Origin of the sequence: Actinomadura rupiterrae (assembly GCF_024172125.1) — a bacterium.
GTDB lineage: Bacteria > Actinomycetota > Actinomycetes > Streptosporangiales > Streptosporangiaceae > Spirillospora > Spirillospora rupiterrae.
The window spans coordinates 490696-500127 of sequence record NZ_JAMZEA010000002.1 but is presented as its reverse complement, the minus strand read 5'-3'; the positions used below and the strand labels follow the sequence as shown (position 1 = coordinate 500127).

At 68.8% G+C, this 9432-nt stretch carries 15 protein-coding genes; 7 read left to right on the top strand and 8 right to left on the bottom strand.

What is annotated here, in order from left to right:
- The first annotated feature begins 204 nt into the window (after positions 1–204).
- A complete protein-coding gene (locus FHU30_RS06840; protein ID WP_253873051.1) occupies positions 205–723 on the top strand; it encodes a hypothetical protein in 519 nt (172 codons plus the stop codon).
- 58 nt (positions 724–781) lie between these two features.
- On the opposite strand, the gene FHU30_RS06835 is transcribed toward FHU30_RS06840, so the two are convergent.
- Positions 782–1213, bottom strand: a complete 432-nt coding sequence (locus FHU30_RS06835; RefSeq protein ID WP_253873049.1) for a hypothetical protein — start codon at positions 1211–1213, stop codon at positions 782–784.
- 84 nt (positions 1214–1297) lie between these two features.
- Positions 1298–1684, bottom strand: a complete 387-nt coding sequence (locus tag FHU30_RS06830) for a nuclear transport factor 2 family protein (protein WP_253873046.1) — start codon at positions 1682–1684, stop codon at positions 1298–1300.
- Between the two features lie 97 nt (positions 1685–1781).
- On the opposite strand from FHU30_RS06830, the gene FHU30_RS06825 reads away from it, so the two are divergent.
- The 3 genes from FHU30_RS06825 (at position 1782) to FHU30_RS06815 (ending at position 3830) form a co-directional block, all read left to right on the top strand.
- Positions 1782–2381, top strand: coding sequence for a sigma-70 family RNA polymerase sigma factor (locus FHU30_RS06825; protein ID WP_253873043.1), 600 nt, complete (start codon positions 1782–1784; stop codon positions 2379–2381).
- Positions 2372–3223 carry an alpha/beta fold hydrolase gene (locus FHU30_RS06820; RefSeq protein WP_253873040.1) on the top strand — a complete coding sequence of 284 codons (852 nt, stop codon included), beginning with the start codon at positions 2372–2374 and terminating at the stop codon, positions 3221–3223. The genes FHU30_RS06825 and FHU30_RS06820 overlap by 10 nt, the downstream gene beginning before the upstream one ends.
- A 73-nt stretch (positions 3224–3296) precedes the next feature.
- Positions 3297–3830, top strand: a complete 534-nt coding sequence (locus FHU30_RS06815) for a dihydrofolate reductase family protein (RefSeq protein ID WP_253873037.1) — start codon at positions 3297–3299, stop codon at positions 3828–3830.
- Positions 3831–3848: 18 nt separating this feature from the next.
- Here FHU30_RS06815 and FHU30_RS06810 read toward each other — a convergent pair whose 3' ends face one another.
- Positions 3849–4328, bottom strand: a complete 480-nt coding sequence (locus FHU30_RS06810) for a MarR family winged helix-turn-helix transcriptional regulator (protein ID WP_253873034.1) — start codon at positions 4326–4328, stop codon at positions 3849–3851.
- 65 nt (positions 4329–4393) lie between these two features.
- Here FHU30_RS06810 and FHU30_RS06805 point away from each other — a divergent pair, with 65 nt between their 5' ends.
- The gene (locus FHU30_RS06805; RefSeq protein WP_253873031.1) at positions 4394–5242 is read left to right on the top strand and encodes a TIGR03619 family F420-dependent LLM class oxidoreductase; all 849 of its coding nucleotides are present in this window, start codon (positions 4394–4396) and stop codon (positions 5240–5242) included.
- A gap of 254 nt (positions 5243–5496) precedes the next feature.
- Positions 5497–6243, top strand: coding sequence for a phosphotransferase (locus tag FHU30_RS06800; RefSeq protein ID WP_253873028.1), 747 nt, complete (start codon positions 5497–5499; stop codon positions 6241–6243).
- 10 nt (positions 6244–6253) lie between these two features.
- Here FHU30_RS06800 and FHU30_RS06795 read toward each other — a convergent pair whose 3' ends face one another.
- Positions 6254–6535 (bottom strand): hypothetical protein, encoded by a 282-nt coding sequence (locus FHU30_RS06795; RefSeq protein WP_253873026.1) that lies wholly within the window; start codon positions 6533–6535, stop codon positions 6254–6256.
- Between the two features lie 76 nt (positions 6536–6611).
- Positions 6612–7436 (bottom strand): SDR family NAD(P)-dependent oxidoreductase, encoded by an 825-nt coding sequence (locus tag FHU30_RS06790; RefSeq protein ID WP_253873024.1) that lies wholly within the window; start codon positions 7434–7436, stop codon positions 6612–6614.
- Positions 7437–7561: 125 nt separating this feature from the next.
- On the opposite strand from FHU30_RS06790, the gene FHU30_RS06785 reads away from it, so the two are divergent.
- Positions 7562–8131 carry a PadR family transcriptional regulator gene (locus FHU30_RS06785; RefSeq protein ID WP_253873022.1) on the top strand — a complete coding sequence of 190 codons (570 nt, stop codon included), beginning with the start codon at positions 7562–7564 and terminating at the stop codon, positions 8129–8131.
- 91 nt (positions 8132–8222) lie between these two features.
- Here FHU30_RS06785 and FHU30_RS06780 read toward each other — a convergent pair whose 3' ends face one another.
- Genes FHU30_RS06780 through FHU30_RS06770 form a run of 3 tightly spaced genes read right to left on the bottom strand, consistent with a single transcriptional unit; the run spans position 8223 to position 9405 of the window.
- Complete coding sequence (locus tag FHU30_RS06780) at positions 8223–8420, bottom strand: DUF397 domain-containing protein (RefSeq protein WP_253873020.1); 198 nt, start codon at positions 8418–8420, stop codon at positions 8223–8225.
- A gap of 14 nt (positions 8421–8434) precedes the next feature.
- Complete coding sequence (locus FHU30_RS06775; RefSeq protein WP_253873017.1) at positions 8435–8635, bottom strand: DUF397 domain-containing protein; 201 nt, start codon at positions 8633–8635, stop codon at positions 8435–8437.
- A complete protein-coding gene (locus FHU30_RS06770; protein ID WP_253873014.1) occupies positions 8635–9405 on the bottom strand; it encodes a helix-turn-helix domain-containing protein in 771 nt (256 codons plus the stop codon). The genes FHU30_RS06775 and FHU30_RS06770 overlap by 1 nt, the downstream gene beginning before the upstream one ends.
- Positions 9406–9432: the final 27 nt, after the last annotated feature.

Sequence of the window (9432 nt, the reverse complement as noted above, 5' to 3'; positions counted from 1 at the left end):
CGTCCCCCTTCCGGCCGTCCGTTTCCCAGTTGGCGGACGGCCCGTATCCCGGTTTCGGAGCCGTTCCCTCCCACTCTCGCCAAGGACCGGTCCGCAGATGATCACGGACCGAAATCCGCGCTGGTCAGAGGGTAGGGACAGCGCAGTTGACCAGGGCTCCGGACGGGGCCCTGGTCGTTTCCGAACAGGGATGGAAGGTACGAAATGCACACTGCCATGCGGAAGCTCCTCGCCACCGGCGCCGCCGCCACGGCGCTGGCCGGGGGGCTGGTGGGGGTCACCCAGGCACCGTCGCTCGCGGACGCCGGGCCGACCCACATCAAGCGGCACACGGCCTGCAACCCGAAGAACCACGCCGGCAAGATCACCAGGACCTCGGCGAGCGCGGGCCACCTCCACTTCCGCGTCTCCCTGGTCGCCAAGCACGGTTTCGCGTGCGTACTGGCCGGTTCACCGCGCATCGTCCGCTTCTACCTCGGCAGCCACCTGCTCCCGTTCTCCGCCGGCCATTACGGCCCGCAGTCCAAGAAGGTGTGGTTCGGCCCGGGGCACCCGGTCCACTTCGACATCCAGGTGCCCAACTTCGGGGCCACCGTCCTCGCCAACCACGTGACCTTCAGGCTCCGCGGCCCGAACGGCCTGTTCTTCTTCAGGTCCAAGGCCCACGGCGTGCTGGTCGTCGGCCCCGGCACCCTCATCGGCCCGGTCATGCACGGCGCCTGACCCGCCGGACGGCGCGCGGCGGCACCGGCCCACCCGATGCCGCCGCGCGCCGCGCGCGTCAGGGGACGTGCATGCAGAGCGCGACGTTGCCCGTGTTGGACGCGACCTTCGTGGTCCCCCGGTACACCTTGCAGGTCACGGGCTCCGACATGTCCATCAGCGACGCCTGGATGTTGTAGGCGTCCGGCGTCTGCGGGTAGCCCGTCTTCTTCCAGGGCAGCCGCACGTTGCGCGCCTCCTCATAGCGGTCACCGAACGAGTACCGAATATCGGCCCGCCCGCTCCCGGTAACAGTCAGCGTGATCGCATCATCCCCAAGCCCCGGCTTCGCACTACTGCTGGACGGCGACGATGTCACGCTCGGCACCGGCGGCGGCGATGTGCTCACCGGCGCGGACGAGGACGACACCGCAGCAGGATGCCCACCCGCCCCACCCCCGCATCCGGCCACCACCAGCACCGCAACACCCCACGCCAGCCGAACCCGCACTCGTCCCTCCCTCTGCCAAGCCCTAGGACGGACGAGTATGAACCCCCCTGGAACACGTCCGGTACATGCCGCGCGATCCGGTGATCAGAACATCCCGTGCGGATGCGGCAGCTCATCCGGCACGGGCTGCACCACGTCCCAGTGCTCGACGATCCTGCCCTCGCCGACGCGGAAGAGATCGACCGTGGCAAGGTCGCCCTGCGCCGTGCCGACATGCGTGTGCACCGCGACCAGATCACCATCCGCGAGCACGTGCTTGGCGACCACCTTCGCATCGCGCAGATGCACGCTGACCTTCAGGAAGTCCGCGAACGCCTCCCGGCCCGACTGCAACGCGGGATCATGCGCCACCCGCGGGTTATGCGAGACGAAATCCTCGTCCAGCAACTCGGCGAACCCCTCAACGTCGCCCGCACCGAAGCGGGCGACGGCCTCCAGAACGAGCCGCCGATTCTGTTCGCTCGAAGTCATGGCATCTCCTCCGTCGTCCGTAACCACCCTTCAGACGGACAGAAATCCGCTGGCGTCACGCGTGACGCCGACGCCTCCTGATCCGTCTTCCCTTGTGATGGACGAGGCGAGCGAGCTCTTCGAGAAGCACCGGCCCGCGCTTGCGGCGGCGGCATACCGGATGCTGGGCAACCGACCGGACACCGATGACGTCCTCCAGGAGGCCTGGCTTCGCTGGAGCCGAGTGGACCTCACCGCGGTCGCCGACCCCGGCGCCTACCTGTTCCGCCTGGTCACCCGCCAGGCGATAGACGAGCTGCGCCGAACCCGAGCACGCCGCGAGGTCCCGTCCACTAAGGAGGAGGCCACGGCCCCTCGGGCCGCCGACGAGGTGGCAACGGCGTTGTCGATCGTCCTTGAAGCCCTCTCCCCGACCGAACGCGCGGTGTTCCTCCTTCACGACGTGTTCGGCTTCTCGCACGCGGAGATCGCGGACATCGTCGGACGCACCGAAAGGGCCGTCCAGCAGATGGCATATCGGGCCCGGCAGCACGTCCGTTCGGGCCGTCCGCGCTTCCACCCAACACTGGACGAACAGGACGCGACCACCGCCCGCTTCCTGGCCGCCGCGACGCTGGGCGCCGACTTCCCGGCCCTCGGCAGGGCCTGCGCGGGATTCGCCGAAGGGGATCAGGGTAGGCGTGCCGCATGGAGTTGACGGAGAGGTTCGAGTGGCAGGGGCGACAGGTCGCGTGGGGACGCGCCGGGAACGGTCCACCCGTGGTGTTCTGCCACGGGACGCCCTTCTCGTCCTTCGAGTGGCGCCCCTTCGCGGACGCGCTGTCCTCCGACTACACCGTCCACCTGTGGGACATGCCCGGCTACGGCCGGTCGTCGAAACACGCCGGTCAATCAACCGACTTCGGCACACAGGCCGAAACGTTCGCCGCCCTCCTCGGCCACTGGGGCCTCGACCGTCCGCACGTCGTAGCCCACGACTTCGGCGGCGCCGTCTCCCTGCGAACCCACCTGGTCGGCGGCGTCCCGTACGCGTCCCTCATGCTCGTTGACGTCGTCGCCATCCCACCCAGCGGCTCGCCATTCTTCCGCTTCGTCCAGGAACACCCGGACCTGCTCGCTGAACTGCCCGCCTACATCCACGAGGCCATCGTCCGCGCCTATATCGAGGGCGCCAGCCACCGCGGCATCCGCCCGGACGACCTGGACAAACTCGTCGAACCCTGGACCGGCCCCGAAGGCCAACCCGCCTTCTACCGCCAGATCGCCGACTACAACGAGACGTTCCTACAGGAAAACGAGCGCAACCTAGGCCAGATCGACATCCCCGTCCGCATCCTGTGGGGCACCGACGACACCTGGATCCCGCCGCAAATGGCCGAACGCCTCCGCTCCCTCATCCCCGGCGCCACCCTCACCCTGATCGACAACGCCGGCCACCTGGTCCACAACGACTCCCCCATCCCCCTCACCAACGAACTCCGCACCTGGCTCCCACCCTGCAAGGCCGCCCAAGTAATTGGCTGGCCGGGGAGCGACTGATTTCGGCGGTGCGGCTGGTCTTCATAGGGACGGAATTTTCCCGGGCGTCCGCCCGGCATCCCTTGGAGGCGACATGCGCAGCCTGATCGTGAGCAGCCTGGTTTCACTGGACGGCGTCCACGGCGACCCGCAGTCCTGGATCGGCGACCTCTTCGACGAGCAGGCTGTGGAGGAGTCGCTCGCGACGCTGCTCGACTGCGACGCGATGCTGATGGGCCGGAACACCTACGACTACTTCGCCCCCAACTGGTCGACGGCGTCCGGCCCGTACCTTGAGCGCATCAACGAGATGCCCAAGTACGTCTTCTCGTCCACGCTGACCAGGGCGGACTGGAACAACACGACGGTCGTCCCGGGCGACCCGGCCGCCGCCGTCCGCGAACTCAAGGAGCAGGGCGACGGCCACCTGATGATCTACGGCTACGGCCGCCTCGCCCAGACGCTCCTTGAGGACGGCCTGGTCGACAGGCTGAACTTCGTCGTCAACCCCGTCATGGCAGGCAGCGGCACACCCTTGTTCCGTCCCGGCAAGCGCACCGACCTGCGCCTGGTGTCAGCCACCGAACGCCGCAACGGCGCCATCACCCTCTCCTACGCGAAAGCCTGATCGGCGCAGGGAGCGCGGTCAGGGCTTGCGGCGTGGGCGGACGGCCTGGGTCGCCCAGAAGGGCTGCATGACGCGGCCGACGGCGTCGGCGACGAGGCGGAGTTCTCCGGGTTCCAGGGGGGCGAAGATCTCGGCGCCGACCTCGTCGGCCAGCGCGCGGGCGCGGCGGTGGACGTCGCGTCCCGCCGGGGTGATGCGCACGGCGTACCGCCGGCGGTCGCCGGGATCGCGGGTGCGCTCGCACAGGCCGCGCGCCTCCAGGTCGTCCACCAGGCCGACCATCAGGGTGGGGTCGAGCAGCAGGTAGGAGGCCATCTCCTGCTGCGACAGGGTGGTGGAGGACGCCAGCATCGCCAGGACGAGGAAGTGCCGGACGCGGATCTCCAGGGGTTCCAGCTCTTCTTCCAGCCGCTGCTCCAGCCACCAGCCGCACTTGGACAGCTGGAAGCCCAGCACGGAGGCGAGCCCTGCGGGCAGTTCGCCGGTCGGTTCGGCCATGCCGGAAGGATATGACCCCACGATCGTCTATTGACTCAATCGTAGAAAAGTTCGATTATCCATCAGTGACCCCTACTCTCGGCCTGTTCGGCCTCAACATCTCCACCTGCGCCGATCGCGAAGGCGCCGCCCGGATCGCCGCCCTCGCAGAAGACCTGGGCTACGACTCCCTCTGGGTCGGCGACCATGTCGTCCTGCCGGATCCGCGCGACGAGCACTCCCCTTTGGAGCCCGCCGCCCGCGTCCTCGACCCGCTCATCGCGCTGGCGCTCCTGGCCGCCCGCACCGACCGGATCTCGCTCGGGACGGGCTGCATCGTGCTGCCGCAGCGCAACCCGCTGATCCTGGCCAAGCAGCTGGCGAGCCTGGACGTGCTCAGCGGCGGACGACTCGCGTTCGGCCTGGCCGCCGGTTACCTGGAGGCCGAACTGAACGCGGTCGGCGTCCCTCTGGCAGGACGAGGCGCACGCACGGACGAGTACCTGCAGGCCATGCGCTCGCTCTGGTACGACGACAAACCGGCCTTCCAGGGCCAGTACGTGCACTTCGCCGGAATCGACGCGCACCCGCGTCCGGCCCAGGCGTCCGTCCCGGTCATCGTGGGCGGGCACAGCGACCGGGCCCTACGCCGCGCGGCCCGCTACGGGGACGGCTGGTACGGCTGGCTCCTCACCCCGGAGGACACCGCGGAACGCGTCGCAGCGCTCCGTGCCATCGAGGCGGAAGAAGGACGCGGCCCCCTGCGCGTCCAGATCACCCCGCGCGGCCCCCTCACCCCCGACGCCGTCCACGCCTACGCCAAGGCCGGCGCGGACCGACTAGTGATCATCCCACCCCTGAACGCCCCCCTCCCCGACCTCGCAGCCTTCGTCAAGGCCAACGCACCGTCCCACCTAGAAGCCACCCCAGCCTGACCACACCCCGCAACCGCAGCGGCCGAGATCCTCCTCATGGCGTCGATGCTCCCCGTCCACGCTCAGGGTTTCTTGTCACCCGGCGCTGCGCGCCACCGGCTATCGGGTGGAGATGGAATTCTGGAGCACCGGGGAGAGCTGCTGCCCTGCCAACCCGTGCGTGTGACCTGAGCGAGGGGGCTGCTGTGCGACGTTGCGCCTGGTCCGACATGCCCTGGCCGGTCAGGGACGGCGTCCGGGCGCACACTGGGCCCGTGGTCGGGTTGGAGGCGGCGCCCTCGGGAAATCACGCTCATATCGCCGGTACCCTCCACGCGGACCATGGGCCGGTCTTCGTCAAAGGTGCGCGCAAGGAGGACGACCGGGACGGGCTCGAAGTCCGGACGCTGCGCAACGAAGCCCGGATCAACCCGTACGTGCAGCCCTACGCGCCCCGCCTCCTCTGGACCGTCGAGGAGGCGGGGTGGCTGCTGCTGGGTTTCGAACACGTCCGGGCCAGGCACGCCGACTACACGCCCGGCTCGCCGGACCTGGACCGACTGACCAAGGTTTTGGAAGCGCTCCAGGCGATGCCCGCCCCCGAGGTGGTCACGCTCCAGGTTGAACGGCGCTGGCAACCCGTCCTGGACGACGTGAGCGCGATGGCAGGCGGCACTTTGCTGCACGCGGATCTGAACCCGGCCAACCTGCTGATCACTCCGGCAGGGCGTCCTTACGTCGTGGACTGGGCCTTCACCTCGCGCGGAGCCGCGTGGGTGGAGCTGGGTCTTCTCATCCCCTGGCTGCTCAAGGCCGGCCACTCCCCCGGAGCGGTGGATGCCTGGCTCGCCCGCTTCCCCTCCTGGACGCAGGCCGATGCCAACACGCTCGATCAGTTCGCGTGGGCGTTCGCCGAGACGTGGCGACAGCGCAGTTTCGCCGACTCGGCAACGGCCTGGAAGGCCGAACTCGCTGCGCTGGGGAAGCGGTGGGCCGACCACCGGGGCGCCCACCGCTTCTGAAGCGCTGGGGTCAGAACCAGCAGGGGCCGGTGCCCCAGGCCCAGGACCACTCTTCGGGGACGAGGAGGTGGATGCGGCAGGCCATGTCGCCCCAGACGATGTAGGGGCCCTTGGCGTCCCAGCCGAGGGTGCCGGGGGTCTCGGCGGCGGCGCGGAGGGGCGCGGGGAGTTGCCGGAGGACGCTCTGGGGGATCTGGTGCCGCGGCTTGGGGGCCGCCTCGGCGGGCGCGGTGGCGAGGACGAGGGTTCCGGACATGGCCAGCGCCGCCGCAGCGGCCGAGATCTTCCTCATGGGGACGATGCTCCCCGTCCGCGCCCCAGGTTTCTTGTCACGACCGTCACAAAAACGCCAGTGAATACTGGCATCGTCAGGACATGAAGGGGGAGAGGATCTCGGCGGTCAGGTCGCGCAGGCGGGCGCGGGTGGCCGGGTGGTAGGTGCCTTCGTGGGCTCTGGCCTGGTGGGTGCCGTCGAAGTAGCGTCCGGTGTGGTCGGCGCCGTCCGGGCCGGTGGCCAGGTTCAGGACGGCCTTGACGCCGGACGCGACGGACGACATGGGCGGGACGAGAGCTTCGCGCACCATGTGGGTGTTCATCAGCGATGCCGGATGCAGGCAGTTCACGGTGATTCCGGTGCCCGCGAGTTCTTCGGCGAAGTCGAAGGTGAACGCGGCGAGCGCGAACTTGCTGCGGAAGTAGGCCTGCATGCCGGTGTAGTGGGCGTCCATGCGGAGGTCGTCGAAGTCGACCGGCGCCTGGCCGACCGAGCCGACGTTGACGATGCGCGCCGGGCCGTCCTTCGCGAGGACGGGGGCCAGGGTTCGGGCGAGCAGCACCGGGGCCAGGTAGTTGACCGCGAAGCGGAGTTCGTGGCCGTCCGCACTGAGTTTGCGGCGACGGAAGGGCGGGCGGCCCGCACCGACACCGGCGTTGTTGACGAGGAGGTGGATGGCCTCGTGGTCAACGCTGATGCGGTCGGCAAGCGCGCGGGTCTCGGCGAGCGAGCTGAGGTCGGCGAGGTAGGGCTGGGCGCTTCCGCCGGATTTGCGAATCTGGTCCACGACGGCGGCGGCCCGGTCCGCGTCGCGGCCGTGGACGAGGACGTGCATGCCCTGGTCAGCGAGGGCTCGGGCAACGGCGCAGCCGAGGCCCGCCGTCGCGCCGGTGACCAGGGCGGTCGGAGCGTTCGTCATGCCTTCCCTTTCGGTGATCGGGCCTCACATGTACTTGAGGACATGTCCCTAGGGACACGATCATCATCAAGGTGGTCCAGGGGACATGTCAAGATGGACGTCGCCGACGTGTGAGGGGTGATGGTGTGTCGCTGAGGCATGGCCTGCTCGGGCTGCTCGCGGAGGGACCGGCCAGCGGGTACGACCTCGCGCGGCGCTTCGAGGAGCACCTGGGCCCGGTCTGGCCCGCCCAGCACCCCAAGATCTACGCCGAGCTGTCCCGGCTGTCCAAGGCCGGGATGATCGAGGTGGACAGCCACGGCCCGCGCGGCCGCAAGGCCTACCGGATCACCGACGCCGGCCGCGCCGAGGTGCGCCGCTGGCTGAGCGAGGACGCGGTCGACCACACGCTGCGCTCCGAGTCCGTCCTGCGCTCGTTCTTCTTCTGGCTCATGGACCCGGACGACCTGCACGAACACCTGCGCCGCGAGCAGCGGTACTTCACGGAGATCGCCGACCTGGCCCGCGGCTACGCCGCCGCCAAGGACCGAGGCGAGTACGGAACGGCCCCCCAGACGAAGTCCATGCGCGTAGCCCTGGAGGCCGCCATCAGGGTCTACCAATCCCTAGCCGACTGGGCCGAATGGGCCCAAACCGTCCCCCCCGCCACCCCAGAAGAGGACGCCGACACCCCCCGTCCCCCCACCCCAGCCTGACCCACCGAGCGCGCGCGACCGCCACCCAACGCGCGCACCACCGCCGCACACAGCTTCACCGCTCCAAAGCCCGACCGCCACGGCCCGTCGATCAACGCCCGCCGGGGCCCGTTTCGTCCCGCCGGACGCGCCTCAACAGCAGGCCCAGCTCGTCCGCCGCGATGGTGAGGTGACCGGCGTCCGGCGCCTTGCTGTCACGGACGCCGATGACACCGGCTTCGAGGTCTCCAAGCTCCACGCAGTTCTGACCACCAGCATCGCTGTAGCTGCTCTTGCGCCAAGTGGGCATGGCGCCTCCCGACGTCAACGGCTGGGAGCCTCCACGCTTCCACGCTGGATCCGGGCCAACAACCCCGCAAGCTCGACGGTCGAGAACGCCAGGTGACCAGCCTCGGGAGCCTTGCTGTCGCGGACCCCGACCCTGCCGCGCTCCAAGTCGCCTAGCTCAACGCACGCGCCATTGGCACTGCCCTCGCTGTAGCTGCTCTTCCGCCAACGGGCCATCAGAACTCCTCCACGGTCTCACGAAGTCGGCGCAACGTGGCCTGCTTCGATTCGGCCACATCGCCAATCCGGCGAAACCATACTTCATATTGAGAGGTCTCCGACGGATCCGTAATGAGCCGCCCCGGGCCGACTGTCTCCGTGTACGGGATGACCTCGCTTCCCACTGTATACAGCTCAATTGAGCCATCTCGCCCCACGTGTCCGCCCGCGGTCCGCGGAACGGTGCGAATCACCCAAGTCGGCGATGAAGCCAACTCGATCAGGTGGGCAAGCTGAGCCGCATGGACATCTCGATCACCAACCTGGTGCTCCAGCGCGTCCTGGTCAATGAGCGCCCAAATCAAGGGAGGAGCTTCGCGCTTGAGAGTCTCCTGACGTTTCATACGCGCCCGGACGGCGTCCTCCACGTCTTGCCGTCCAGCTTCGGTGAGCGCGGCGCGGGCGTAGTCCTCCGTCTGGGCCAGCACCGGCACCCAGCCCAGCGACCAGACACGGATGTGAATCGCGCTGAACTCGCTGGCATCTCGCTCGGCTCCCCACTCCGACTTGTGGCGTGACCTGGCCAAATTGATGATCCGCGTGAAGTGGCCACCCGTCTGCCAGCTCTTGTCGATCTTCTTCGCGTCCTCAAGCTGGAGCTTAGATTCACCGGCCTCGATTTTTGAGATCAGCGAACGATGCTTCCCGATGATCTCCGCCACCTCACGGGTCGAGGCACCGCGCACCGTCCTGAATTGCAGCAGGTCATAAGCAGCCCAGTCGTACATGTCGTGGTCCGGGTCGAGAGCGCGTCC

What these genes read in the sequence shown, in the direction of transcription:
- FHU30_RS06840 (WP_253873051.1), top strand. Translation starts at nt 205, where the DNA reads ATGCACACTGCCATGCGGAAGCTCCTCGCCACCGGCGCCGCCGCCACG.
- FHU30_RS06830 (WP_253873046.1), bottom strand. Translation starts at nt 1,684, where the DNA reads ATGACTTCGAGCGAACAGAATCGGCGGCTCGTTCTGGAGGCCGTCGCC.
- FHU30_RS06825 (WP_253873043.1), top strand. Translation starts at nt 1,782, where the DNA reads ATGGACGAGGCGAGCGAGCTCTTCGAGAAGCACCGGCCCGCGCTTGCG.
- FHU30_RS06820 (WP_253873040.1), top strand. Translation starts at nt 2,372, where the DNA reads ATGGAGTTGACGGAGAGGTTCGAGTGGCAGGGGCGACAGGTCGCGTGG.
- FHU30_RS06815 (WP_253873037.1), top strand. Translation starts at nt 3,297, where the DNA reads ATGCGCAGCCTGATCGTGAGCAGCCTGGTTTCACTGGACGGCGTCCAC.
- FHU30_RS06810 (WP_253873034.1), bottom strand. Translation starts at nt 4,328, where the DNA reads ATGGCCGAACCGACCGGCGAACTGCCCGCAGGGCTCGCCTCCGTGCTG.
- FHU30_RS06795 (WP_253873026.1), bottom strand. Translation starts at nt 6,535, where the DNA reads ATGAGGAAGATCTCGGCCGCTGCGGCGGCGCTGGCCATGTCCGGAACC.
- FHU30_RS06790 (WP_253873024.1), bottom strand. Translation starts at nt 7,436, where the DNA reads ATGACGAACGCTCCGACCGCCCTGGTCACCGGCGCGACGGCGGGCCTC.
- FHU30_RS06780 (WP_253873020.1), bottom strand. Translation starts at nt 8,420, where the DNA reads ATGCCCACTTGGCGCAAGAGCAGCTACAGCGATGCTGGTGGTCAGAAC.
- FHU30_RS06775 (WP_253873017.1), bottom strand. Translation starts at nt 8,635, where the DNA reads ATGGCCCGTTGGCGGAAGAGCAGCTACAGCGAGGGCAGTGCCAATGGC.
- FHU30_RS06770 (WP_253873014.1), bottom strand. Translation starts at nt 9,405, where the DNA reads ATGTACGACTGGGCTGCTTATGACCTGCTGCAATTCAGGACGGTGCGC.